The 26,175-nt window shown below is 35.5% G+C and carries 20 protein-coding genes, 1 tRNA gene and 1 pseudogene; 16 read left to right on the forward strand and 6 right to left on the reverse strand.

Annotated features, from left to right (window positions below):
- Positions 1 to 92: 92 nt before the first annotated feature.
- The 10 genes and pseudogenes from EA412_14240 (at position 93) to EA412_14285 (ending at position 9,565) form a co-directional block, all read left to right on the forward strand.
- Positions 93 to 3,416, forward strand: coding sequence for a serine/threonine protein kinase (locus tag EA412_14240; protein ID TVR76142.1), 3,324 nt, complete (start codon positions 93 to 95; stop codon positions 3,414 to 3,416).
- Positions 3,416 to 4,765, forward strand: a complete 1,350-nt coding sequence (locus tag EA412_14245; GenBank protein ID TVR76115.1) for a hypothetical protein — start codon at positions 3,416 to 3,418, stop codon at positions 4,763 to 4,765. The genes EA412_14240 and EA412_14245 overlap by 1 nt, the downstream gene beginning before the upstream one ends.
- Positions 4,766 to 4,842: 77 nt before the next feature.
- Positions 4,843 to 5,391, forward strand: a complete 549-nt coding sequence (locus EA412_14250; protein TVR76116.1) for a hypothetical protein — start codon at positions 4,843 to 4,845, stop codon at positions 5,389 to 5,391.
- Positions 5,391 to 5,687, forward strand: coding sequence for a hypothetical protein (locus EA412_14255; protein TVR76117.1), 297 nt, complete (start codon positions 5,391 to 5,393; stop codon positions 5,685 to 5,687). Before EA412_14250 ends, EA412_14255 begins: the two co-directional genes overlap by 1 nt.
- 437 nt (positions 5,688 to 6,124) lie before the next feature.
- Positions 6,125 to 6,670, forward strand: a complete 546-nt coding sequence (locus EA412_14260; GenBank protein TVR76143.1) for a hypothetical protein — start codon at positions 6,125 to 6,127, stop codon at positions 6,668 to 6,670.
- A 77-nt stretch (positions 6,671 to 6,747) separates the two neighbouring features.
- Positions 6,748 to 7,356 carry a DUF4142 domain-containing protein gene (locus EA412_14265; protein TVR76118.1) on the forward strand — a complete coding sequence of 203 codons (609 nt, stop codon included), beginning with the start codon at positions 6,748 to 6,750 and terminating at the stop codon, positions 7,354 to 7,356.
- Positions 7,357 to 7,540: 184 nt separating this feature from the next.
- Positions 7,541 to 8,305: a hypothetical protein gene (locus EA412_14270; protein ID TVR76119.1), complete on the forward strand. Its 765-nt coding sequence runs from the start codon at positions 7,541 to 7,543 to the stop codon at positions 8,303 to 8,305.
- Positions 8,306 to 8,515: 210 nt separating this feature from the next.
- Positions 8,516 to 8,590 (forward strand): annotated as a pseudogene (locus EA412_14275) (DUF1801 domain-containing protein).
- Between the two features lie 61 nt (positions 8,591 to 8,651).
- The gene (locus EA412_14280) at positions 8,652 to 9,176 is read left to right on the forward strand and encodes a hypothetical protein (GenBank protein ID TVR76144.1); all 525 of its coding nucleotides are present in this window, start codon (positions 8,652 to 8,654) and stop codon (positions 9,174 to 9,176) included.
- A 47-nt stretch (positions 9,177 to 9,223) separates the two neighbouring features.
- Positions 9,224 to 9,565 (forward strand): VOC family protein, encoded by a 342-nt coding sequence (locus tag EA412_14285; protein ID TVR76120.1) that lies wholly within the window; start codon positions 9,224 to 9,226, stop codon positions 9,563 to 9,565.
- Position 9,566: 1 nt separating this feature from the next.
- On the opposite strand, the gene EA412_14290 is transcribed toward EA412_14285, so the two are convergent.
- The 4 genes from EA412_14290 to EA412_14305 all read right to left on the reverse strand — a co-directional run bounded on the left by EA412_14290 (position 9,567) and on the right by EA412_14305 (position 12,018).
- A complete protein-coding gene (locus tag EA412_14290; protein TVR76121.1) occupies positions 9,567 to 10,130 on the reverse strand; it encodes an aminoacyl-tRNA hydrolase in 564 nt (187 codons plus the stop codon).
- A gap of 112 nt (positions 10,131 to 10,242) precedes the next feature.
- Positions 10,243 to 10,890: a 50S ribosomal protein L25/general stress protein Ctc gene (locus tag EA412_14295; GenBank protein TVR76122.1), complete on the reverse strand. Its 648-nt coding sequence runs from the start codon at positions 10,888 to 10,890 to the stop codon at positions 10,243 to 10,245.
- Between the two features lie 11 nt (positions 10,891 to 10,901).
- The gene (locus tag EA412_14300; GenBank protein TVR76123.1) at positions 10,902 to 11,846 is read right to left on the reverse strand and encodes a ribose-phosphate pyrophosphokinase; all 945 of its coding nucleotides are present in this window, start codon (positions 11,844 to 11,846) and stop codon (positions 10,902 to 10,904) included.
- 96 nt (positions 11,847 to 11,942) lie between these two features.
- A tRNA-Gln gene (locus tag EA412_14305) sits at positions 11,943 to 12,018 on the reverse strand.
- A gap of 184 nt (positions 12,019 to 12,202) precedes the next feature.
- Between EA412_14305 and EA412_14310 the strand changes: the two genes are divergently transcribed.
- From EA412_14310 to rlmB, 3 genes are all read left to right on the forward strand, one after another.
- Positions 12,203 to 14,953: a hypothetical protein gene (locus EA412_14310; GenBank protein TVR76124.1), complete on the forward strand. Its 2,751-nt coding sequence runs from the start codon at positions 12,203 to 12,205 to the stop codon at positions 14,951 to 14,953.
- 107 nt (positions 14,954 to 15,060) lie between these two features.
- Entirely contained in the window at positions 15,061 to 18,084 is a 3,024-nt protein-coding gene (locus EA412_14315) for a DUF2723 domain-containing protein (protein TVR76125.1), read from the forward strand.
- Between the two features lie 8 nt (positions 18,085 to 18,092).
- Complete coding sequence (gene rlmB / locus EA412_14320) at positions 18,093 to 18,839, forward strand: 23S rRNA (guanosine(2251)-2'-O)-methyltransferase RlmB (protein ID TVR76126.1); 747 nt, start codon at positions 18,093 to 18,095, stop codon at positions 18,837 to 18,839.
- Positions 18,840 to 18,844: 5 nt separating this feature from the next.
- Here rlmB and EA412_14325 read toward each other — a convergent pair whose 3' ends face one another.
- Positions 18,845 to 19,789: an NAD-dependent epimerase/dehydratase family protein gene (locus EA412_14325; GenBank protein TVR76127.1), complete on the reverse strand. Its 945-nt coding sequence runs from the start codon at positions 19,787 to 19,789 to the stop codon at positions 18,845 to 18,847.
- 217 nt (positions 19,790 to 20,006) lie between these two features.
- Here EA412_14325 and EA412_14330 point away from each other — a divergent pair, with 217 nt between their 5' ends.
- Together EA412_14330 and EA412_14335 are read left to right on the forward strand one after the other, a co-directional pair.
- Entirely contained in the window at positions 20,007 to 22,115 is a 2,109-nt protein-coding gene (locus EA412_14330; GenBank protein TVR76128.1) for an alpha-glucosidase, read from the forward strand.
- Between the two features lie 104 nt (positions 22,116 to 22,219).
- Positions 22,220 to 23,773, forward strand: coding sequence for a hypothetical protein (locus tag EA412_14335; GenBank protein TVR76129.1), 1,554 nt, complete (start codon positions 22,220 to 22,222; stop codon positions 23,771 to 23,773).
- On the opposite strand, the gene EA412_14340 is transcribed toward EA412_14335, so the two are convergent.
- The gene (locus tag EA412_14340) at positions 23,770 to 24,570 is read right to left on the reverse strand and encodes a hypothetical protein (GenBank protein TVR76130.1); all 801 of its coding nucleotides are present in this window, start codon (positions 24,568 to 24,570) and stop codon (positions 23,770 to 23,772) included. The two genes, EA412_14335 and EA412_14340, sit on opposite strands and share 4 nt — an antisense overlap.
- A 157-nt stretch (positions 24,571 to 24,727) precedes the next feature.
- Between EA412_14340 and EA412_14345 the strand changes: the two genes are divergently transcribed.
- Positions 24,728 to 26,170: an aldehyde dehydrogenase gene (locus tag EA412_14345; GenBank protein TVR76131.1), complete on the forward strand. Its 1,443-nt coding sequence runs from the start codon at positions 24,728 to 24,730 to the stop codon at positions 26,168 to 26,170.
- The last annotated feature ends 5 nt before the right edge of the window (positions 26,171 to 26,175 follow it).

Below are 26,175 nucleotides of genomic sequence, written 5' to 3' on the forward strand. Positions count from 1 at the left end.
TAACCGAAAGGCGAGCGGTTTTTAACTTCGCCACAAAGCTTATGCGCGGGACGTTAGCCACCATATTAAAAACCGACAGTACAAGACGAAAAATGATACTAAACAAGTACCAGACATACGGACAAATTCAAAAAAGGGGCTACTCATTGACAGCGCAAGTTGAAAATGAAAATGGTGAAGTTTTTTTTGCGAAATGGATAAGTGGCATAAAGCGAAACTCTCAACCAAGTAAAATCTTATTTGACAAACTTCGACACTTAAAGAAAGCGGTACATCCATCGTTACCAAATATTGTTGAATACGAATGGGATGAAAGTAAAGACGCTTACTGTATTATTTTTGAATACAAAAATGCTCAATCACTCGAAGAACGAATTTGGGACATTAAGCCAACTTTCTTTCTTAAAGGAATAGAGCAGATTATCAGCTGTCTTCAACAACTCCAACAAAATCACAGATTATCGCACGGAGACATAACTCCTGCAAACATATTAGTAGATGAAAATCTTGATTTTTATCTGATTGACTTTGGTATTTCCGATATATCATCAACATTAAGTCAAGAACAAAACCTCGAAATTTTTGCCAAAGAATTTGCAGCACCTGAAAAATGGAATAGAAAAATACCAAGAGGTTTTCCATACCAAACTGACATTTATTCAATGGGGAAAGTAACTGAATGGTATTTCGGACAAAAAGACCTTACAGAATACCATGACATTAAACTATTAATAGATAGCACTTGCAGACAAGAACCATCTAGCAGAATTAACTATAACTCTTTATCCGAATTATTAGGAAGAATTTCCTCAACTATTGTTTTCGACAATGAAAACGTTGTTTTTGTTACTGATGGCAATAAAGATATATTGAATGAGTTAAATAATCCAGAAATAAGACCCAAGTTTGATGTTAGTCCTAAATCAGGGGATAACATTTTACTTGATATTGCAACAGAAAACTATTGGCTTCATTGTCTGTGGCTCATTGGTGAACAGAAACTTCTAATTAGAAGTAGTGAACGCAAAGAACAAAATCCATCAAAATACTCAAGAGTGCAGAAATACGGAGTAGATTTCGGACTGCCTTTGAATTTTTCAGAACCTTCATATTCATACCGGCCAAGTTTTAATCTAACAACAATCTTAAAGAAGGCACAGAAGGAAAAACAACACGAAGGAGAATACAGAAAAGGGAAAATTGAGATCAATAAAGAACTTCTTTTTTTCAAAGAACTACTTGAAAAAGAATTGAAAGTCTTGGAAGAAAATTCTCTGAGATTGAGATATGACACTTTTGAAAAGAAAGGAGAATTTGAAATTTGGTTTAAAATTCAAGAGAACGAAAAGTATTCCAGGAACGGACATATATTTTCTCACATTGACAAAGCAACACCACCAAACCCAGAAGAATTTGAATACATTTTGAGTCAAACGGCTGATAAAAAGCAAATGAAAGAGCCTTTGAAATTTTCGGGTGTTGCTTTTGACTTTAATACAAAAAGTAGAGTGTTCAAATTCAAAGATTGTGAGCGTTTAGACTTTGAGAAAATACCCAAAAATGGGTATCTCTTTGAGAACATAAGTAAACAAGAAGAAGAAAAAAAGCGGCAACAGGAAGCAATAAGAAAAGTTGAATATAATGAAGTTCAAAACAGAGATTTAATTCACTTCTTATTTAATCCAACGGACTTGCAAGGAAAATATTTAGAGCAATATGAACTTGAAAAAGTCTTTCAAACAGATAAAGAAGGAACTAAATTAAGTTATAGTTCAAACCAAACTAGAGCAATTTTAAATGCGATTCAAAGAGAACCATTAACCGTAATACAAGGTCCTCCGGGAACAGGTAAGACCACAGTAATTACAGAAATTGTATTTCAAATTCTAGACAAAAATCCTGATGCAAAAATCCTCATTACATCACAGACAAATGATGCTGTTGACAATGTATTGGATAACCTTTTAGAAAAAGAAATTCCAATAGTTCGATTGAGTGGAGTAAGAAAACCTAAACAATCATTAAAAAAGCACACTTTAGAACGAAAAATTGAAGGTTGGAAAGAAGAAGTTAAGAAAAAAGCACAAAACGAATGGAAAAAATTGGAAACCAACTTTCTTCAAGAAATTGAAAAAGAAAATGTATTGCTCAAATCAATAGTGAATATTCTGATTGATAAAAAAGATTGGAAAACCAAAAAAGCACAAATAGAGAAATTGCTCGAACGCATTAAAGGATTTGAAAGTATAAACAACTCACTTCAAAATCAAGACACCTTACTTAATGCTCTTGACAAACAAACTAATTGCGGAATTTTATCTTTTTTCAGAAAACTGCAAATTCAAATTGATTGGCTTGCTGCTATAAGTTCATTAGATGAGAATAGCACCGTAAATCAAAAACTGATTGATAGTATTAGAGTTATTGGAGCAACAACAAATCATATCGCATCAAAAAAATATGCTAAGTACAACTTTGAGTTTGATTATGTGATAATGGATGAGAGCGGAAAGGCAACAACCGCAGAAGCATTGATTCCAATTGTTTTAGCTGAAAAATTGGTTTTAGTTGGAGACCATAGACAATTAAGACCAATGCTTACCGCAAACCGTGAAGTTGAAAAATGGCTAAGAAATAAATTCAAATCAGATTCAGATGATTTTGACAGTTGGGATGATTACTTCAATAGACCAAGTATTTTTGAGCAAGTCATTACTCGAATAGATGAAGATTTCAAAAGCCAACTCGAAGAATGTAGAAGAATGCCCGAAGATGCCGTTCTACTTACCTCTAAATGTTTCTATGAGCCATATAATGAACGAATTGAGCCTATCAAGAGAACTAAGGATAAAGAACATAACCTTGACATTAAAGTGGACAGCTCCATTATATTTTTAGATATTGGTAATACTCATAAAAGCGAAATTGATAGTAGTGGTTCGTCTCGTAATAAATTAAGCTCAAGTTTTATCCCAAAATTGATTTTGGAGCTAGATAAGTATGACAAAGTCAAAGACTATTCTCTTGGAGTCATAACAGGTTATACGGCACAGTTAAGAGAGATTAAAAAAATTGTTCGGAAAGAGCTTTATAACAAGCAACTTAAAAGAATTAAAACATCTGATATAGCTATTTCGGTTGTTGACAAATTTCAAGGCTTAGAAAAGGATATTATCATTTTTGATTTAGTTAGAAGCCAGCAAAACACGCTAGGATTTTTAGCTAATGCAAACAGAATAAATGTGGCACTTTCGAGACATAAAAAACTACTCATTATCATTGGGAATTATGATTGGCTTGTTCAAGTAAAGTCAAATTCAAACAATGATTGTACTCCTTCTATTCCACCTCTTCAAAAATACTTAAAGGAGATAAAAAAGGAGTGGATTGTGAAAAATATTCAACAGATATTCTAATGAAAATACAAGAAATACATCAAAAACTTGAAAAGCAGTGTGCTAGTGATTATAGAATCAATGAAATAATTCTATTTGCATATCCATTTAGACGTATTCGGATCAATGCAACTGTTAACAAATCACCTGAAAAATCAATACAGCAGATTTACTCTGTTTTGTTAAAAACAATTTTAGAAGGATACACCAAAGAAGATGACCTGATAAAATTTTTGGGTTTACATAAAGAAGATTTTATTTTGCGTGAACTCTATTTTTTAAGAGAAAGGGGCTTTGCAGATTTAACATCAGGTAATTGGATTGTAACGGACCAAGGCAAAGACTTTATAAAAGACAACTCGATTCTTAAAATTCTTGAAGAAGAAGAATTTGAGTTCTTATTTGATACTGTTTCAAATGATATAGTGTCAAAAGAATTCAGACTTAATTCTCAAAAAGACATTGAAAACAAACTTTCCTCTGAGTTTGATTTTGAACATAAAAGCCCTGAACTTTTAAATGATAAAAACGAACAGTTGTCTGACATTTACAAACGGCAAAATAATGGGAAGGCTTTTCTTGTTGACTATGACAAGAATAAAATTCTCTTTGACAAAAAAGAGTATAACGACTATTACCTAATTGAATACATTCCACGCAAAGGCAAAGAGAATGAACTTGAACCATTTATTGAAGTAAGAAATTTTGAGAAGGAAATTAAACTTGAAAAGCGGCTCACAAAGGTTCTATCGAAGAAATACCCCACAATACTTTACCAGTTTTCTAAATCAGAAAGAACAGTTTTAGCTGAAATCGAAGAAGACGATTATGAAGTTTTAGAAGAATTCCAAGCCAAAGAAACAGCTCAAACTAATATTTCAACCACAGAAACTCTTTCTGTTTGGGAAACACAAGCGAAATTTGAAGAAGCACTAAGAACTGTAAAAAACAAAATACTTATTGAAAGCCCTTGGATTAAGAAAGCAACTTTGAAGTACATTCAATCAATCGAAAATGCTTTAGAAAAGGGAATTTCAGTAATTATTCTATATGGCATTGAAAGTAATGACGAACACCATTTTGGCACTATTGAAAAACTTAGAAACCTTGAAAGAAAATACAACAAGAATTTTTACTTAATTCATTTGCCAACACACTTCCAGAGTAAACAAAACTACCAAATGACAGGTACTCACAGAAAATTAGTTATCAAAGATGACGACTATTACATACAAGGTAGTTTTAACTTTTTGTCTTTCAATAAGAAGGAAGGGCAAAAAGTTGCCAATGAAGAAAGTGTATTAATAAATAATGATGTGTCTAATAAATGGGAGTCAGTATTTAAAGGCTATGAACTAGATAAAAGATAGAAATTTAATAACAAAATCCATTCTTAGGATTCCTTTTTTAAATAGTTTTTATAATTGTAATCGAAAAAAAATTTAAAATGCCCATACTGGATAAAGCAACTAAGGAGCAAATTAAAAAACTGGATCACTCGACTCTTCAAGATATAGTAGTTAAACTTGCTTCTAAAGAAAAATTAGTTTATGATTATATTTTCATCAACTATCTCGATAAAGAGCTTGGAGAAAATGAATTGTTTGAAGCTACAAAAAATGATCTGGAAGTGATTTTTCGAAAAAGATTTAAAGGTTTTTCACAGGAACTGCAATTGGCAAACATGTTGGGAGCCTGTATTAAAAGAATTAATGAATTTACTAAAATCTCAAAAAACAAAGCTTTAGAGGCAGATTTGTTATTATATGTGCTGGAAGTTCCTTTTTCTTTGACACCCATGATGTTTGGAACTTGTTTTACGCAATACGATACTAAGGTCGCTATGATTCTTAAACGCTTGATAAATGTGGTAACCAAAAAACTTCATGAGGATTATAAAATTGAATATCAGGAAGCAATAAATGACTACCTTCAAATTCTTCATCACAGATCAAACCATATTGATACTGTTTATCATTTACCAAAATCAATTTAATGGAAAATCAACCGGAAATTAAGCTTAATGCCTTTCAGATTAATATCTTGCTAAATGATGAAGAAAAGGAGACTTTAGAATTCATGCTTGATAATAATAACGTCTTTTGTAGTACTTGTCTCAGTTCTTGTAAAAAAGGAGTGGAAATCAAAGAATATATATTGGATTCGCGAAATGACATCATGATTGAAGGCAACTGCAAAGTTTGTAATGGTAATGTATGCCGGATAATAGAATTTGGAGAAAATCCGGATTTCAACAAAAAAGCAAATGATTTTAGAAAGTCTGTCAGATAAGTTTTAAGTCAAAAATCCACTATCCTTTTTTAGCCATAATCTTTGTTAAGCACATAAAAATAAACCTCTCCGGTATCTTATTCAATGAGTTTCATATTACATCTTGCAGTATACATTCCTATAAGAGCTTCTTTACAAATCTTATCATTTTTCTTCAAATTAGTCATTATTTTTTCCCCAGATAAGACAATTAGCATAAATATACAAAAGATGTAATTTATTTCAGTAATCATATAACACTGAAGGCAAGTTTCACATTCATCTTTGTATAATTAATTAGCTAAAATCCAAAGCCCTGTTTGAGATGTAAGATTTTACAATGATTGCCGGCAAGATAAACGCTGATAAAGTAAAAGCTTACAAGAGCAATGCAGTAAGCAGCAAAATTGTATAAAAGAATCACAGTATCGAAATTTATTAATCAAAAAAAAATGAAAATGGAAAATTTAAAAGATGACAGAAATTCAGAAAAAAGAGTAATGACAGGTATGTTTAGTGACCGTAAAAGTACTGAAAGTGCCTACAATACGCTAAACGAAAGAGGGTATACTAAAGATGAAATTAATTTACTGATGTCTAAAGATACCCGAAAAACCCATTACGAAGATGATGTAACCAAAAAAACTGAAATCGGAACCAAAGCGGCAGAACATGCCGGTAAAGGCTCTGCTATCGGTGGTACAATTGGTGCAATTGGTGGTGTAGTAGCTGCCATAGGAACCAGTGTGCTAATCCCGGGATTAGGAATTATAATCGCAGGCCCAATAGCTGCAGGATTAGCAGGAGCCGGAGCAGGTGGGCTTGCAGGTGGTGCTATCGGTGCAATGGTTGGTCTTGGAGTTCCGGAAGCAAGAGCAAAACTTTATGAGTCGGGCATTAAAGAAGGCAATGTAGTTATTTCGGTAACTCCTAAAAATGAAGAAGATGCCAAATATTTAGAAGACAACTGGAAGACGAATAAAGGCCATGAAATTCACAGATAAAATCTTAAAAAATTCACTTAAGCAAGGGGGTTTAGATAATCCCTTGCATTTTTTTATTCTCAATAAAACAATTAATAATGTTTAATCTAACAAATGTAAAAACAACCCTGATACACACTTTATGTATTACAGGTGTCTTATTCCTGGCAACATCTTGCACTCAAAACAAAACCCTGGATTCAAAAAAGGTCGCAGAGAGAGAAAATCTCGCAAAAATGACTTCTGATGATTTTAATGTCGTTATTGTTAAAAGTGAAAATGACGCTAAGTTTTTGGTGGAAGCCGCTGAAATGCAATTGGAAATGATCAGCTTAGGAAAATTAGCCCAAAAAAAAGGTACTATTAGTCATGTCAAAGAAATGGGCATAAAAATGGAAGAAGAGCATGGCAAATCTTTTAGTGAACTTCAGTTACTGGCAAGATCTAAATCCATTTCAATTCCAACGACTATCACGCACGACTCTCAGGAGGCTTGGGATAAGCTTAATAAAAAGTCAGGAAAAGATTTTGATCAGGCATATAGCAAGCTGATGGTTGATAGCCATGAGGACGCAATTGATATGTTTGAAAAAAACTCTGAAGAGTCTAAAGATCAGGAAATAAGAGCCTGGGCCAATAAAAGTCTTCCGGTTTTAAGAAGTCACCTTCAACATGCGAAAACTTCTAAACGAGTTGTGACAAATTAAAATCACATTTCATAGTAGAAGACAAAAAGTGTGAAACCAAGTATTAAAAATACTTAAAATAGAAAAGTGCAGTGAACAATGTTTGCTGCACTTTTCTGTTTTAACTTTCAAAATACTAATAATGGCTTAGGTTTAAATTATTTTCCTATTTTTAATTTGTATTTTCTTCACAATTTATAACAGTATGAAAAAAGTATTTTTAAAAGACAAAGCCTCATTACTGAAACGAAACAAGTCCCACAAAACAGAAATATTTACTGAAGAATTAATAAGCGATTTACCGGAAACTCTGAAAAACTATCTTCGAAACTGTGGCTATCTGAATACACCTGTACCGGTGAATGCAAATGTTTACTGGACAGAAAGCTACTTAAGAATGTCACCCAAAAAAGATTGGGGCAAATTGAATACTACTCAGTTTAACTCCGTAAAACCCATAGGACGGGTTGCTCACATGAAATTTACAACTATGCCGGTGGCTGCTCGCGACTTATACCGGGATGGCTATGGGGAAATGAATGGAAAACTGCTGAATCTTATTCGGGTAGTTTTTGACAATAGCAAAGAAACGGCTCAGGCAGCTTTGATTACAACATTCTGCGAATTTATGTTTATCCCCGGTTATCTTTTATCCGATAATGTAAAATGGGAACAAATCAGTGAAAATGCAGTCAAAGGAACACTTCTTGACGGCGGATTGGAAGTAAGAGGTATCTTTTATTTTGATGAAAATGGATTATTTACACATTTTGAGACAGATGACCGGCCTTTTTCCATAGGGAAAAATAAATATAAAAAAGTGAAGTTTTCAGCTATAGTGGAAAGCTATAAAATGCAAGGAGATTTAAAAATAAACGAGAAAGTGAAAGTTGTGTGGCATCTACCGGAAGGTGATTTTGAATATTACAAAGGAACTGTTGACAGAATTAAATTTAATGTTTTTGAGTAGTTCTACAAAAAGTAACTAAATTGATTTCGCTTGCTTTTTCTAATACAAACTGCCGGTAACCTCACCTCCCCCGAAATTCCTTTGGAAGCATATGTTTTTTATATATTTCAGCTTATTCGTAATTTTGCTGATGGATTCTAAGTTTAATAACTTAAAAAATCGTAATAAGCCGGTAAAAAATAATTATGTGAAAGTTTCAGTAATCCCTGCCCCGGAATGGAAGAGTGCATAAAAGCATCTTTGACTTATCATAAAGTAAAACACCTGATAACTTTAGGGATTTAAAAAATTGAACATTGATGGAGATAAAAAACAAACGCTGAAATTTTTAAATAAAACAAACACTATGTACAAAACAGTTACCATAACATTCTTGATGCTGCTTTCCATTACTTTTTTTTCCTGTAAAAAATTGACACAGTTCGAAATAGAATACGATCAAACAGTTGTAATACCCTCCTCCTCCGGTTTAAATTTGCCTTTAAACATTTTCTCTCCAGAAGTGGAAACGGATGCTGAGTCTAAGTTCAGGGTAAATGACACCAGAAAAGACCTCATCAGAGAAATTCTATTGCAAGAACTTACACTTACCATTACTTCTCCTCAAAATGGAAACTTTGACATCCTCAAATCAATCACTATCTATATAAATGCCGACGGCCTTTCTGAAAAGAAAATAGCCTGGAAAGAAGACATACCCCAAAATGCATCAAGCGTCCTTGAACTTGAAACCATTAATGAGGATTTGCAGGAATACATTAAAAAAGATGAATTTTCCATTCGGGTAAATACCATTAACAGACAATTTATTGATCAAAATCATACGGTTAATGTAAATTCTGTGTTTTGGGTGGATGCGAAATTGATTTAAGCAAAATACTATTTTAAAAGACTTATCATTTTAAGTAAAATAAAAATATGAAAAACAATCTCATCAATTACGTTGAATTTAAAGCGGGTAATCTGGATGAAATAAAAGACTTTTACAGCCAAACTTTTGGTTGGAAATTTACAGATTACGGTCCGACTTATGTGGCATTTTCTGAAAGCGGCCTCGAAGGAGGTTTTGAAAAAACTGACAAGGAAATAACACAAGGGGCACTGGTTGTTTTATATCATGAAGACCTGGAAAGTATTCAAAAGAAAATAGTACAATTTGGCGGAAAAATTTCAATAGATACTTTCTCCTTTCCCGGCGGAAAAAGATTTCATTTTATCGATCCGGCAGGAAATGAATTAGCTATTTGGTCTGATAGGTAAATCAACTATTATTCAACTGCGACATAGTTCTGTCAACTCCTATGCTGACAAAAGATTTTACGAAATCAACGGCAATTTGATTGCGCTCTTCGAGTATTACTTCTTCTTCTTTGCTCCATTTTCCCAATACAAATTCTACTTGCCTGCCTTTGGGAAAATCGTTGCCTATTCCATAGCGGAGTCTGGCGTATTCTTTAGTGTCCAGGCAATTTTCTATGTCTTTTAGTCCATTATGACCTCCGTCACCGCCTTTTTTGCGGAGTCTTATTTTACCTAAGGGTAAAGACAGGTCATCCACTATAACTAAAAGGTTTGAAACCGGAATTTTTTCCTGTTGCATCCAATATCTTACAGCCTTACCACTCAAATTCATAAAAGTATTCGGCTTTATAAAGTATAAACTTCTTCCTTTGTACTTTGCCATACAAACATCCGCAAGTCTGTCAGATGAAAATGAAACGCCCATTTCCGCAGCCAAAAAATCAAGTACTTTAAAACCTATATTATGACGGGTGTTATCGTAATCGGCTCCCGGATTTCCCAAACCTGCTATTAAGTATTTCATATTTTATTCAATGCTTTATAAAAATCAAATATGCAAAAAAAAGCCCGAATATAAAATCCGGGCTTTTCCAATTGGCTTAGCTCTTTTAAAATGAAGATACTTTATTCGCTTCTTATTCTGCTGCTTTTGCTTCTTCTTCTCCGGAAGCCACTTCTTCAGTTCCTTCTTCTGTATCTGCCTCATCTGCCTGAGCTTGTTTGCTTTGAGAACTTCTAAGAGCTCTTGGTATTTCAACTGAAGCTACCGGTATGGTAGGTGAATTTAAAATTTCTAAGTTTCCGGCATCTATAGAAGCTACTTTTATAGATTTCCCCAATTTCAATGGGGTTACATCAATTGTTAGCTCATCAACTAAATCAGCAGGAACAGCTTTTACTTTTACTTTTCTAAGCTTGGTGATTAATTTACCACCGGTTTTTACTCCTACAGGTATACCTTTCAAGCGAACCGGTATGTGAGTAATTAGTTTTCTGCCTTCTACCAACAATTGAAAGTCAACATGAATCACCTTATCTGTAACCGGGTGAAACTGAACTTCTTTTAAAATTGCCTCATAGTTTTTTCCATCTACACTTATATCAACTTTGTGAAAGTCGCCGGTATAAATCAAATCTCTGAATGCAAGTGCAGGAGCTGCGAAGTGAACAATAGTATCTACTCCGTAAATAACAGCAGGAATGTTTCCGGCTCTTCTTACTTCTTTTGTTGCGGACTTACCTAAATCTTTACGTAAGCTTCCTTCAATTTTTATGGTTTTCATCTTTGCTTTTTTTATGAATTTATGAATAATGATGTGATTGACTTATGGTCGTGAACATTTCGAATGGCTGTAGCAAAAATCTTTGCAACAGATAAAACATTTATTTTTTCTAAATCCTCTTTAAGAGGTATAGTATCACAAACCACAAGTTCTGTTAATTTACTGTTTCTTATGTTTTCATAGGCTTTTCCTGATAATACAGGATGCGTAATAATTGCCCTTACACTTTTTGCACCTTTTTCCATCATGACGTCTGCGGCTTTACACAAAGTTCCGGCAGTATCAACGATGTCATCGACCAAAACGATATCTTTATCCGTAACATCCCCGATTATCGTCATTCCGGAGACTTCATTTGCTTTCTTTCGATGCTTATCGCAAATCACTAAATCAGCATTAAAATACTGAGAGTAAGTTCTTGCTCTGTTTGTTCCTCCTACATCCGGAGAAGCAAAAGTTATATTCCCTAAATTAAGTTTCTTTAAATAAGGAATAAATATCGCTGAACTATTCAAGTGATCCACCGGTATGTCAAAAAATCCCTGTATCTGTCCTGCATGCAAATCCATCGTCATGACTCTGTCCGCTCCTGCTGCTGTAATCAAATTCGCAACCAACTTTGAACCGATAGACACTCTCGGCTTATCTTTACGATCCTGCCTTGCCAGACCAAAATAAGGAATTACCGCTGTGATATAACTGGCCGATGCCCTTTTCAATGCATCAATTATCATAAGCAATTCCAGTAAATTATCCGCAGGAGCCGGAGTTGACTGTATAATAAATGAATAGCTGCCTCTCACTGACTCAAAAATCACCGGCTGAAACTCCCCGTCGCTAAAGTTAGTTACAGAAAGATCCCCTAGAGGCTGGTCATAATGTCTGGCAATTTTTTCTGCCAAATATTTTGAACCTCTTCCTGAAAACAATCTTATTTCCGATCCGGTTTTTTGCATGTTTTATAAATGGAGTGCAAAAATAGTATATTTTTTAAAGAGATTTAAATTTCCTTTCTTAAAATATAAAGGGAAGTCGCAAAAAACGACTTCCCTTTGTTGTCCGACTAGGGCTCGAACCTAGACTCTTCTGGACCAAAACCAGACGTGTTGCCAGTTACACCATCGGACAAAATTGATTTTGCAAAAATACACTTTTTTGAAAAAAGGAAAAAGTTTTTCAAAAAAAACATTCTGCTATTTCACAGCATCCATTTACATTTTACAATTTAAACAGCTCTTTTAGCATTATTTTAATGTCTTATAATTATTTTTAACTTTGATTTTTATTTAAAAAACCTGAAACACTTGTGGGGATGCACAAACAAAAAAATCTGAAAAAAAATAAACCGACTGAGAACAGTAAACTAATATCATTTTTGTTTGCCGCAAGCTCCGACTCCGATACCCTTCGCACATTTTATGAACAAGCGGCAAATTATCCGGCAAATAACGGCTATAAAACTGAATTTCTAGCCGCCACTACTAACGGAAAATTACCGGATAGTGAAAGTGAACGAGTGAAAGTTTCAGAAAAACAGTTTTCGAACAGAGCAGATGCATTGACAGCCCTTACAAAAGAAGCTAATGGTGATTATTTAGTCATAGTTGGTGAAAATATCCCGCTTTCATTACCCAAAGCAGATAAACTGATTAAAGAAGCAATCCGAAAGAAAAGCTTTGGTATTCACGTTGCCACAAGGTCAAATCCTAAAAAAGGAAAAAAGAATTTAAGCCGAAAATTGGGAAATTTTGGAATCAGAATTTTGACGTCTTTAGAAACCACAGATATATTCTCCGGTTTATCTATAGCGCCGGCAGCAACCATGAAATCTGTTTTTAGCAATCCGCCTCTGAAAAAATACCCCGAAGCAGGAGCTTTAAACATGGCTGCTCAAGCAGGATATGCAATCCATGAAGTAGATATACCGGATGAAAAACAAGTCCCTTCAGGTATTAATAAACTTCTGTTTTTCTTTTCAGTTCTGGCATTTGCCTTTTCTTCCCGAATCAGGTGGTACATTAGCGAGCCTCTGAAAGAATTAAGCGGCAAAACACATACAAAAGCTGTTGGAGCAGCCAACAAAGGAATCTACCGTTTAGGATTTGCTTTTACTTTTTTGGCTTTGCTTTGCACCATGCTTTTCCTCAGTAAAGACTATGGAATTTCCGGAGATGAATGGATTCAACATAAATACGGAAATGAAATTTTTGATTTCTTTGCAAAAGGAGATGATAGCGCCACTAAAGAAACAGGCAGAATTCAAAGCTATGACGACATTTTTTATTATTCCGGTGGCTTTGAATTGTTTTATACCATTTTCGTCAGAGCTTTTCCGGATATAGACCCCTATACAATCCGGCATTTCTGGAATGCCTTTGTGGGTTTTCTGGCTATCTTTTTTGCGGCTATGGTGGGCCGGTTTTTTGGCGGTTGGCGAATGGCATTGGTCGTTTTGCTATTGATGGCTGTATCTCCCCGATTTTTCGGACATGCAATGAATAACACAAAAGATATTCCTTTTGCTTTTGCATACATTATGGGCGTATACTACATACTGGAATTCACTAAACGACTTCCGAGAATCAGCAGTAAATATGCCTTCTTTATGTTGCTCAGTATTGGACTTGCCATAAATGCCCGAATTGGCGGTTTATTGGTGCTTATCTATATGTTCTTTTTCACAGGACTGGCTTTTCTGGAGCTTTTGAGAAGAAAAAAAATCACCTTTAATAAATTGACCTCAAGCATAGTGCCGGTTGGCGGGACACTGGCTGTAGTGGGTTTAGCCGGATATATAATAGGTATCATTTTCTGGCCTTACGCTTTACAAGACCCTATAAATAACCCTTTGTATTCTCTTTCAAAAATGACAGATTTTCATACTGTTCTGAGTATACTTTATAAAGGGGAACACATATCTTCAAATCAGGTGCCTCCGGATTATATTTTCCACTGGATATACATTACTGTGCCTGAAATTGTATTGATAGGAGGGATTATCTTTTGTATTTCAATCCCGGCTTTACTTAAAAAAACAGGGCTTATTCCGGTTTTTATCCTCTTGTTTTCGTTTTTGTTTCCTCCGCTATATGCCATTTATCAAGAATCAAACCTTTATGACGGTTGGAGGCACTTTTTGTTTATTTACCCGTCTTTAGGGGCTATCGCAGGTATAGGAATTGCGAATTTGTTACAGACAAAAAATAAGAATTTAAAAATCGGAGTCTGGATAATCTTGGCAATTGGAATGATATTCCCTCTGAGATATATGATTGCCAATCATCCGCATCAGGTAACATATTTTAATGATTTAAACGGCGGTATAAAATCTGCTTACGGCAATTATGAAACCGACTATTATATGAACTCTCTTAAACCGGCTTCGTTTTGGCTGATAGATGAAAAAGGATTGAGAAACACTCCTGATTCTGTAGCTATAACTACAAACTGCTGGAAAGAAGTAGGGCATTACTTCCGGGAAAACACTATTAACACAACGGTTCCATACACGCATTATAACCGTCGCTCAGAGCTGGAATGGGAATATGCTATTTTTTATACCCGTTTTATAAATCGAAATCTTTTACTAAATGCTTTTCCTCCGGCAGGAACCATACATATAGAGGAAGCAGATGGAGTGCCGCTTACAGTAGTCGTTAAAAGAGTTTCTAATGAAGATTACCTGGGGATACAGGCTTTGAACAGAAATGACTTTTCAACAGCTCTTCAGCATTTCCGGAGTTATCTTGAAAAAGACCCTTTGAATGATGTGGTGCTGGAAAGAGCTGCATTAGCGGCATTAAATACGGGAGACTTACAATTGGCACAATCCTATTTGAACAATTTGCTTGCTATTCATCCGGAAAGTTTTAACGGGCTTTACTATGCAGGAGTCGTCAGCTCTCAGCAGGGAGATTTAAATAATGCGATCATTTACCTTGAAAGGGCTTTGGATATTAATCCGAATGTGGGTCAGATTTACCAGTTATTAGGAGAATTGCACCAGGCTTTGGGCAATACTGCCGAAGCAAACAGGTACTTTCAGGCAGCAGGTGGAAGATAGAAAATTTTTTCAGGAGTATATTTAATCGCTTTTAAGTATATAATTTTAATTTTGCATCGAATTTGTTATAATTTAGCCTTCAGTTTTAATAGAAATAAACGAAATAAATGAAAAGTTTTAAGTTGTGGAACAACATAATTGGTTGGGTATTTTTTTTCATTGCCTTTGTAGTATACACCCTAACTGCCGAGCAAACAACCAGTTGGTGGGATTGCGGTGAACGTATTTTAGCAGCGTATAAGCTTCAGGTAATGCACCCTCCCGGAGCGCCCTTTTATATGATTGTAGGCAGAATATTCAGTTTATTTGCTCCAAATCCGGATTTGGTCGCTTTTTCGGTTAATTTACTATCCGTATTTTCAGCTTCTTTTGCTGTATTATTTATCTTTTGGATTACCACACATTTCGCCCGTAAGCTGGTTATGCAGGATGGTGAAGAGTTTACTAAACCTAACTTATGGGTAATCTTTGGAGCCGGTGCTATTGGTGCACTTAGTTGCACATTTCTTGATTCTCTTTGGTTTATCGCTGTAGAAAGTGAGGTGTACGCATTTTCTACCTTTTTTATGACGCTTGTATTCTGGTCAATGGTCAGATGGTATAATCATGAAGACAGAGTGTATGCTGACAGATGGTTGCTTTTCATTGCTTTAATGATTGGCCTTTCCATTGGAGTTCACCTAATGAGTATACTTGTGGTTCCGGCAATTGCCATGATGTATTATATAAAGTATTACAAAACAAACCTGAGAGGAATTATTACCGCTTTTATAATCGGTACATTTGTTTTAGCCTTTATTTTCACCGGTATAGTTTCTAACCTTTTAACCCTCGTCAGACCATTTGAATTATTAACTGTAAACACTTTTGGCTGGTTTATCGGCTCGGGATTGGTAGTTTTCATGATTCCTCTAATGGGTCTGTTAATTTACGGCGTTTATTACGGAATAAAAAATAACAAAAGGGAAGTTCAAATTGTCTCTTTATGTATGATGCTTTTGCTGGTTGGATTTTCAAATTACTTCGCCATTTCTATCAGAGCAAATGCCAATCCACCAATCAATATGAATAAGCCCGGAGATGTATTTAGTATGTATTCATACCTAAACCGGGAGCAATACGGCGACAGACCATTAGTTTACGGACCTCATTTTGCTTCTTTTCCGGAAGATGTAATTGAAGGCAGTAAGCGTTGGTTTAAAGTAGGTGACAGATATGAGCACATCGGAAATAGAATTTCTTATGAATTTCCGGCAGAGGATAAAATGATTTTTCCGAGACTTGGCCACTGGCAGGAGGAAAGGCATGACAGAGCCTATAGAGCTCACTTAAACTTAGGGGCTAATGAAAATCCAAGCCTGAACGACAACTTTAAATATTTCTTTAATTATCAGCTTGGATATATGTATTTCCGCTATTTTATGTGGAATTTCTCAGGCCGGCAAAATGATATACAGGGGACTTTCCAAAACAACCATGGGAACTGGATAACCGGCATTCGCTTTATAGATGAAAGTAAAATTGGCCCCTTAGATAAGTACCCCGATCACTATAAAAACAATAAGGGTTATACGAAGTTTTATGCCTTACCATTTTTACTTGGATTTTTAGGTTTAGTATTTCAATTCAGGCAAAACAGAAAATATTTTTATGTCATTTTAGGAATGTTTTTATTTACAGGGGCTATCTCTATAATTTATTTTAATCAGCCTCCTGTAGAGCCCCGTGAAAGGGACTACTCGACAGTTGGTTCTTTTATAACTTACTCAATTTGGCTCGGTTTGGGGGTTGTCGCAATAGCCCATATTTTAAAGAATTATGTTTCTAAACTATTGGCCTCTCAACTTGCAATCGTAATTGCGCTTATAGCTCCTGTATTGATGGGTGTTAATGGTTGGGATAATCACGATCGCTCAAAAAGAACTGTCGTAAAAGATTTTGCTACCAATTATTTAGAATCGCTGGCACCTAATGCAGTTATCTTTACCCAGGGGGATAATGACACATACCCATTGTGGAATGTTCAGGAAGTCAATGGGGTTCGTCCTGATGTACGTATAGTTAACCTAAGCTTATTGGGAGTGGATTGGTATATAGACCAGTTAAACTACTACATAAACGAAGCTCCTCCATTAAAACTAAGCTTTGAAAGAGAACAATACTTATCAAATCGCCGGGATGTTGTAAGGTTCACCGAAAATCCTGCTTTAGGGCTTGATCAAAGTCGCTATTACAATATAAAAGAAATTATGCGATTTATCGCCAATGATGAACCAAGAACAAGAATACCTGACAGAGGCAGAGGTGGAAATATGGTTGATTATCTTCCGGTTAGAAGATTGTCTATTCCGGTTGACAGACAAGAAATTTTAGATTTAGGTATTGTTTCTTCAAACTTTGAAGATGAAATCATAGATGAAATTCGTTGGGAGTTGCCTAAAACTACCTTATTAAAGAATGACCTGATGACGCTTGACATTATTGCTAATAATCTTTGGGAAAGACCTATTTATTTTGCAGTATCCGTTAGTCCTGACACCTATCTCGGTTTAGAGAATTATTTTCAGCTGGAAGGGATGGCTTACCGCTTAGTTCCTGTTGAAACCCGTGCAGGTCAACATCAGGCCGGCAGAGTTGCTACTGATATCATGTATGATAATGTGGTGAATAAGTTTGCTTATGGAAATGCTCAGGATGGTGATGTATATTTAGATGAAACGACGCTGAGAATGGTGATGAATATAAGAAGCAACTTAGCCAGATTGGCAGAAGCTTTAGTGAATGAAGGCGAGAAAGAAAAAGCTACCGAAGTATTGGATTTATCCTTAAGGCAATTTCCAAAGGAAAATGCACCTTACAATATGTTCATGCTGAGATATCCGGAAATCTACTACAGAGCTGATGAAATAGAAAAAGCCAGAAGCCTTACCCGTGATTTAGCAACTATGTTTGAGCAGGAATTTTACTATTATTCTGCACCGGAAAACAGATCTCCGGCAAAATCCAGAAATGCTCAGCAAGCGGGTGCCGTTATTCAGGAATTGCTAAGAATTTCAAGCCTGTATAATGATGAAGAAATGTCCGATGAATTAACACAGAAATTTTCGCAAATGCAAAATGTAATGCGATAAACCTAAGTATGGCAAAAAATAATGATTTAATCTTCGGAAGGCTTCCGGTGCTCGAACAGTGTGAAGCCTCTGCACCTATTGAAAAAATATGGGTTCAAGCCGGTATGCAATGGAAAGACATGCCTGCCGTAAGGAAATATGCTGCAGATAATAACATTCCCTTACAAAGTGTACCTTTTCAGAAACTAAACAAAATGGTTAAAGGCAATCATCAGGGGGTTGTAGCTCAGATGGCTTTAGTCGATTATGTTAGTTTACAACAGCTGATAAATCATATTTATGATAAGGGTGAGGATCCTTTTTTAATCGTTTTAGAAGATGTTACGGATACCCGGAATTTAGGTGGGATTGCGCGCACAGCCCTTTGCAGTGGCGCTCATGGCATTGTTATTCCTAAAAAGGGTACTGCTATAATTCATGGAGAAACGGTAAAAAGCTCTGCCGGAGCTATTTTAAATATTGAAATTGCAAGGGAAAATACAATTTCTGATATTTTAGACATTTTAAAAAGCAATGGAATACCTGTTTATGGAGCAGATGCCGGCAGTAAAGAAAGTATGTATGATATAAACTGGAAAGAACCTTCAGCTATAGTTATGGGTGGAGAACAACACGGAATTTCACAAAAGGTAAAAGACGCTTGTAAAAGCATATTTTCTATCCCGATGCCCGGAAAGTTTGACTCTTTAAATGTAGGTGTTGCAACCGGTGTGGTTGCTTTTGAAGTAGTAAGACAAAGATTTTACCCTTCTTAATAAACTCATGCTTTTTCACTTAAAGCTTCCAACATCACTTTCGTCATTTTCTCCAGATCAAATTCATTCTTCCAGCCCCAATCCTTTGCAGCCTGCGAATCATCAATACTTTGAGGCCATGAAGCTGCAATTTGTTGCCTAAAATCAGGATTGTAAGTGATTTTAAATTCAGGATAAAACTTTTTAATGGTATTGTAAATTTCCTTTGGTGTAAAAGAAATAGCTGTAACATTATAAGAAGTCCTCACTTTTATATTTTCCGAAGGACTTTCCATTAACTCAATGGTAGCCCGGATTGCATCATCCATATACATCATTGGCAATCTCGTATCTTCTTCTAAAAAACACTCAAAATCTTCGCCTTTTACCGCTTTGTGAAAAATATCTACGGCATAATCAGTAGTACCTCCACCCGGCAAAGTTTTGTGACTTATTAATCCCGGATAACGAAGTGAACGTATGTCCAGACCAAATTTATGATAATAATAGTTGCACCAGCCTTCCCCTGCCAACTTACTAATTCCATAAACTGTTGTAGGTTCTGCTACCGTAAATTGTGGAGTATTATTTACCGGTGTGGTAGGGCCAAAAACAGCAATAGAGCTGGGCCAAAAAACTTTTTTAACCTCAAACTTGCGTGAAGCTTCCGCTATGTTAAAGAAGCCATTCATATTTATCTCCCATGCTCTTTGAGGATTCTCCTCCCCTTTTGCAGACAATAAGGCCGCTAAATGATAAATATGATCTACTTCCTCAAACTTCAAAATATCATCTAATCGCTTTCTGTCTAAAACATCCAGCTTGTAATGCTTGCCCTCTTTAAAAATCTCATTTTCCGGTTCTTTAAAATCTGAGGTAACTACATTTTCATCTCCATAGCGCTTCCTAAGCGTTAAAGTCAGCTCTGTACCAATCTGTCCACATGCACCTGTTATCAAAACTTTAGGCATAATTTTATTTTTTGTACTGCAAAAATAAGAAGCTTCACCATTTCCTTAACTTTATTTAAGAATAGTTGTTTTAATTTTTTGATAAATTCTAAATCCAAGCCCATTCATTAAACTAAAATCACCAATTCTTTTGTTTTAAAACTCCGAAAAATAAAAGGCCTTTTGCATCATGTTTTTAAAACTTCCTTTTCCTTTGCATGAAATTAACTAGTTAAAAATGCCTCCAAATAAAGTATTTTTCCCTCTTTTAATTGCTACCATCTTTTACTTTTTGAATCTCAAAGTATCTGAAGCGTCCGTCCAATGGAAGATAGAGATTGATAATGATTTGGTTTATATCTCCATAGAGGAAAGTGATTTTGAGTTGACACTCCCTTTAAATGCACTTTTGGAAACTGCACGTTCAACAATATATTTTAGGGAACAACACGCATCCTATCATTTTCAGCCGAAGCTCAAAGAAAGGTGCGATTATAACTTCCATGAATTTAAAATCAATGATAATAAGCTTGAAATTATCACGATTTCTAAAAACCGAAAATGTGCAGGCGATAAAAAAACAATACTGTTGGAAAAGCATGAAAACAAGGTGAAGCTCACTGTCCAATCTGACAGAAATTATGTACGTCTGAATCTTGCCTCAGAAAACAAAACACATTTTTACGGAGCCGGTATGCAGTTTTCGCATTTCAGATTAAACGGACATAGAATCCCGGTTTTTGTGGAAGAGCAGGGAATCGGAAGGGGTGATATGCCCTTGAGTTTGTTGACTGCATTTAGTGGAATAAAAGGGAATGCCTATTCAACCTACTTTCCTTTACCCTGGCTAATCGGCATTTCTGAAAAGAGCATGGGTTATGATTTGAAAAATAACGGATTGAGTTATCTCAATCTGACGGTAGATGATTTAGTTTCTTTTGAAGTTTTTTCTAATCAAATTGAAATAGATATTCTTTTTGCCAAAAATCCTGCTGATATACTCAGAAACTACACTCAAAAAAACGGAAGAATGAGAGAATTGCCTGAGTGGGCTTACGGCACATGGTTGGGTTTACAAGGAGGTAAAGAAAAAGTTATTGAAGTCACGGAAAGTGCATTGGCTGCCGGAAACCCGGTTACGGCTGTGTGGATTCAGGATTGGGTAGGAAAAAGACAAACGCCTATAGGTTCAAGACTTTGGTGGACCTGGAAAGCAGACTCCCTTTCCTATGGAAACCTCAAAGACTTCAATCAACACATGAATGAGAAAGGAGTTAAAGTACTGGGATACATAAATCCCTTTTTTACGGATACGGGTATCTATTTTGAACAGGGCATTAAAAACAGCTATTTTGTAAAAGGCAAAAATGGTGAACCCCTGGCATTCAGAAATCCGGGCATTACATTTTATCTGCTGGATATTTTTAATGAAGAAGCTAAAAAATGGATGAAAGAAATAATCAGAACTGAACTAATTGGTAATGGTTTCTCCGGATGGATGGCAGATTTTGGCGAGTGGTATCCTATTTCCGGTATTAAAAATATAGCCAACAATAATCTCACAGAATTACATAATTTATATGCGACTAAGTGGATAAAACTTAATTATGAAGTGATTCAGGCCTCGGAAAATCCTTCAGACATAGTTTTCTTTAACCGTTCAGGGTTCAGAAATACAGCCCATTATGCCGCTGCAATCTGGATGGGCGATCAGACTACAGATTTTGGAGAAAATGACGGTCTTCCCTCGGTAGTCACAGCTATGCTTTCTTCTGCAATGTCAGGCTTATCGAATGTCCATAGTGATATTGGAGGGTATACAAATGTTCATTTACCATTTCTGAGCATTATACGAGAGAAAGACCTGTTAAAAAGGTGGATAGAGTTAAACACTTTTAATATGATTTTCAGAACTCACGAAGGACTAATGCCTGACAGGAATCTACAAGTTTATGATAATACTGAAATTGAAAGTTTTTTTGCAAAATTCGGAAGTATACATTTTGAACTTCGTTTTTTGTTTAAAGAGCTTATGCAGCAATATGTAAATGAAGGGTTACCGGTTATCCGGCCATTATTCTGGAATTTTCCGGAAGATTCATATACCTATACCTTAAAAAATCAATTTATGCTTGGCAATGACTTGCTTGTAGCTCCTGTTCTGGAAGCTTTTCAGTTTACTAAAAAAGTCTATTTACCCAAAGGGGAATGGTACCATCCCTGGACTCAACAGCGAATAAACTCAAGTGGTGAATACATTCAGATAGACTGTCAATATGGAAATCCACCGGTATTTATACTTTCTGAAAGCCGGCATTTTGAAAAACTTCGGGCAATCTTTATATAGATAAGCGTTAACCTCTCTTAAGTTTCAAAGCACAAATATTTTGCTCAAACACTTAATATTTATTAATCCTCTGCTAATTTTTTAATTAAATTCTAAAAAATTGTTTGCTTCATGATTATATTTTAATTTTATGTTTTTACATAGGCTTACTTCTTAAAAAAGCACAAATGAAAGGTGAAAACTTTATTGAAGAGTTGATAAATGCGTTAAATCCTTCCGAAAAGCGATATGTGAAACTTTACTTAAAGCGGAATACTCCGGAAAGTAAGGACAATAACTACTTGAAGTTGTTTTTGATTTTGGAAAAGAATATTGATATTACAGACAAAGAAATCATACGTCAATTCCCCAAAAAATTTACAGCGAATCAACTTTCAGTTACGAAATTCTACCTGACGAATCAAATTTTAAAAGCACTTGAAAACTTTCAGTATGAAAAAAGTAAAGAGCAAAAAATCCGAAGTGGTTTAAGTCATGTATCTATTCTTTTTTCAAAATCCATGTATGATCAAAGCCTCAAATTATGTAAAAAGCTTCATCAGGCTGCAATAAAAAATGACTTGTTATTTTATCAGTTGGAAATAAAACTTTGGGAAGCAAAAATTCTATCAAAAAAAGTAGAATCAAAAAATCCGGAGGCAATCATTGAAAAAACTTTCCGGGATTTAAATGCCATTTCTGACTCATTAAACACTTATATAAAACTTCAGGAAATAGATTATTTGATTCTATTGCAAAATCAGCGAGGCGGACTTACCAGAAAACCTGAAGAAGAGCTGAAAATAAAGGAATGGGTGAAAAAAGTAGAAGCCTCTAAAACCGAAACGCTGGGAAGCTTTAAAAATGAATACCTGTATCATCACATTCTAAGCCTTGGCTACTACCAACTTCAGGATACCGATAAAAACTTTCAGCATAGAAAAGGCCTGATAGAGTTATTTGATAAGTATGAGGAAATGAAAACCACCTTTGCTGATGAGTATATTTCTACTTTAAACAACTTTATCTTAGTCTGTGGCATTCAAAAAAAAGAAGAACAGTTTTTTGATTATCTGCAAATACTAAAAAGCTATACCTCAAATGATAGGAATTTAATCACTAAAGTACTTTATACCGCCTACACTCAGGAATTACTTTATTATTATAATAACAAAAACTATACTGCTGCTCTGGAGCTTATTCCAAAAATCGATACCTTTCTAATTGAGCATGAAAAAGGAATTCCACTTTCCAGCAAAATGCTTTTTATGTTTTTAATAACGGGTATATATCTGGGTTCCGGTAAAAAGGAAAAAGCTCTGGAATGGAATAACCGTTTTTTAAACTATCCGGATGCAGAAAAAATTTATGACCTGTACCTCTATTCCAGAATTTTTCAAATAATGATACATTTTGAAATGGGGAATCAGATATTGGTAAACTCTCTGTTGAAATCAATTTACAGACATTTACTTCAAAATGAGCGACTTTATCTTTTTGAAAAGAAACTTATTGCCTTTTTAAAGAACATCCTTAAGGATAACAACAAAATCAAACAATACTTTCTGGAGATGTTGAACGATATCAAAACACTAAAAAAAGACCCTTACGAGAAAAAAGCTTTTCAGTACTTTGATTTTGAAACCTGGTTATCTAAAAAAATAGAATTGCTGAATTAAGGAACGACTATATTAAAATCCCTGTCTCTGATTGTAAGGGTGGCATTTCCATTGCAATCGCCGTTACCATAATCAATAGTTCTTTCATCTAAGCCGTCAGGTCTGATTTCCAATATGCCTTGTCTTACCCAGCGACACCCGACTTTAACATTCAGGGGGGCAATAATTTCAAGATCATAGTCTCTGCCATTTGCATCTGTCCCCTCAGCCGTACCGGTAATATTATAGACATCATCCCAGGGAGTAGCAGTGTCTGAACCCTCAACCCATTCTCTGATTCTGTTTGAGTTCCAAAAAATCTGTCCATCCGGAGAGTGAATAATACCATTCGTTTCTGTTATTGCAAAATGTAAATTTCCGGCAGCATTTAAACCTAAGTTTTCAACCTCCTGCAGCCCCTCAACCAACATATCATTTACATAGTAATTTTCAGGTACTATAGAAATAAATGTACCCGGCTCAGTATAGGGCCCGGACATATCAGCTATTAACTTGCCTCTTCTTTGCCTGCCATCTGCACCCGGACAATTAACATTCCCAAAATCTACCTCTATGGTAATCGGGAAAGTACCATCAAATGGACTGATAGTAACAGTTGGACAGGAAGAAGAGCTTTTAAAATTATCTCCGCCCAAAGTGGCAGAATTCAGTACCTGACCGTAAATATCAGCAAAAATAGCTTCTGACAAGCTGCTATCCTGTGCGGTACTGGTATCCCATCTGTCACGAAGATTACCATCACAAGCTGTTAAAAGAAACAAACACAAGACCGGCAAAATTTTAATTTGCTTTTTCATAATTGATATATTAAGGTTGATAAAACTAAGAATTCTTTTGGTTTTTTATTCTTACAACTAAAAATTATTATCAATTTTGATGCCAAATCATTCAGTCAATTTTGGCTGATTTTTTGGTCAAACCCAAACATATTTAGTATTTTGTTAAAAAAAGAAGATGTTAAAAATTCAAAACTATATAAACGGCAAACTCATTGATCCCATATCGAATAATTATATAGATAATTATGAACCGGCAACAGGAAAGGTATTCAGCCAAATAGCCCAATCCGGTGCCACGGATGTAGAAAATGCTGTTGAAACTGCCCGAAAAGCTTTTCCTTCATGGTCTGAGCTGAGTGCTGACGACCGGGCAGTGTGCATGGATAAGATTGCGGATTTGATATTAAAAAATCTGGATGAGCTTGCCCTGGCTGAGTCTAAAGATAATGGGAAACCGATTTGGATGGCTAAACAAGTAGACATTCCCCGGGCATCTAAAAACATGTCCTTTTTTGCCTCTGCAATTCGTCAGTTTCACAGTGAATTTTACCAAAGCAGCAATCAAATTTATAACTATGTGTTGCGTCAACCCCTTGGAATTATTGGAGCTATTTCTCCCTGGAACCTGCCATTATATCTTTTCACATGGAAAATAGCTCCGGCTCTGGCTGCCGGCAACTGTGTAATTGCCAAACCCTCAGAAGTTACCCCTTACACCGCTTATCTCTTTAGCAAAATTTGCATAGAAGCCGGTTTGCCGGCAGGGGTTCTGAATATAGTTCACGGGTATGGAGGAGAAGTTGGTGAAGCTATTGTAAAACACAAGGAAATTAAAGCCATAACCTTCACCGGAGGCACCTCCACCGGAAAACATATTGCAGGCATTGCCGCACCCATGTTGAAGAAACTCTCACTGGAACTGGGAGGAAAAAACCCTACCATCGTTATGGATGATTGCAATTATGAAAAAACAGTAAAAGAAACTGTCAGAGCAGCTTTCGCCAATCAGGGAGAAATCTGTCTTTGCGGCTCCAGAATACTTGTTCATGAAAAAATTTATGAGCAGTTTAAAAAAGATTTTATTGAGGAAACAAAAAAACTCAAAACCGGCTCTCCCTATGATGACAGCAGTAAAATAGGAGCCATAGTTTCGGAGCAACATTTTAAGAAAATTCTTTCTTATATTGAATTAGCCGAAGAAGAAGGCGGTAAATTGCTCACCGGAGGCAAAGCGTTTAATCCGGGAGGTGAGTTTAAAAATGGTTGGTATATTGAGCCGACTGTTTTTGAAGGACTACCACAAAATTGCCGCACAAATACTGAAGAAATTTTTGGTCCGGTAGCAACTTTACAATCTTTTAAAAATATACAGGAAGCAATTGAATTGGCTAATGGAACTGAATATGGACTGGCAGCAAGCATCTGGACAGAGAATCTGAGCGCGGCCCATCAGTTAGCGGCTAAAGTAGATTGCGGAATCATATGGATTAATGCCTGGTTAGTCAGAGATTTGCGCATCCCCTTTGGAGGCATGAAACAATCCGGTGTGGGTCGGGAAGGTGGAGAAGAAGCACTAAAGTTCTTTACTGAACCTAAGAGTGTTTGTATGAAATTTTAGTTCTT

It is taken from the genome of Chitinophagaceae bacterium (assembly GCA_007695095.1).
In the GTDB taxonomy this organism is placed as follows: Bacteria; Bacteroidota; Bacteroidia; order Chitinophagales; family REEL01; genus REEL01.